At 71.1% G+C, this 615-nt stretch carries 1 protein-coding gene and 1 pseudogene; one reads left to right on the top strand and one right to left on the bottom strand.

What is annotated here, in order from left to right; all coding sequences use genetic code 11:
• The coding region (locus A5636_RS26205) for a hypothetical protein (RefSeq protein ID WP_216638845.1) at window positions 1-403 on the top strand (403 nt) is incomplete at its 5' end.
• Between the two features lie 64 nt (window positions 404-467).
• Here A5636_RS26205 and A5636_RS16725 read toward each other — a convergent pair.
• Window positions 468-615, bottom strand: a pseudogene (locus A5636_RS16725) (DoxX family protein); the annotation flags it as partial.

Raw genomic sequence — 615 nt, 5'->3', positions numbered from 1 at the left:
CGGGGGTAACGGCGGCATGTTCTTCGGTGACGGCGGGGCCGGCGGCGTGGGCGGCGGCGGCGGATTTGTCGGTGCGGCCGGAGGTAACGGCGGCAGTGGTGGCATGCTGATCGGCTCGGGCGGCGAGGGCGGCGCCGGACGTGCCGGGCAACTCGGTGATCCCGGCGGTGCCGGTGGAAACGGTGGCAACGCCGGAGTGATCGGCAATGGAGGGGCTGGCGGCGCCGGCGCGGCCAGCACCGGCAGCAAGGGCGGCAACGGCGGCAATGGTGGCAACGCCGGGTCAGTCGGCGACGGCGGGAACGGCGGCAACGGCGGAGTCGGTGCGCCACCCGGTACGCCGGGCACCGGCGGCATCGGCGGTCAGTTGCTCGGCGCTAACGGGAACACCGGGCGGCCCTGACTATTTCGTCGACTACTTCGTCGACTACTTCGTCGCCAAGGCGCGGTGCTCGGCCCGGCCGGTCCTAACTCGCTTCTTTGACCGGCGGGCGGTAGAAGATCAACAACTGGCCGATGGCCCCGGCCAGACCCAGGCCCAGCGAGATCGCCAGGCCGTGCCAGCCGTCGAACCAGTTCTTGCCGAAGATCAGATGATCCAGGCTGAGCTTCCCC

The sequence above is a fragment of the Mycobacterium asiaticum genome, assembly GCF_001673315.1.
Taxonomy (GTDB): domain Bacteria; phylum Actinomycetota; class Actinomycetes; order Mycobacteriales; family Mycobacteriaceae; genus Mycobacterium; species Mycobacterium asiaticum_B.
Note: the sequence above shows the minus strand (reverse complement) of the source record. Positions and strands in the feature narration are given on the sequence as shown.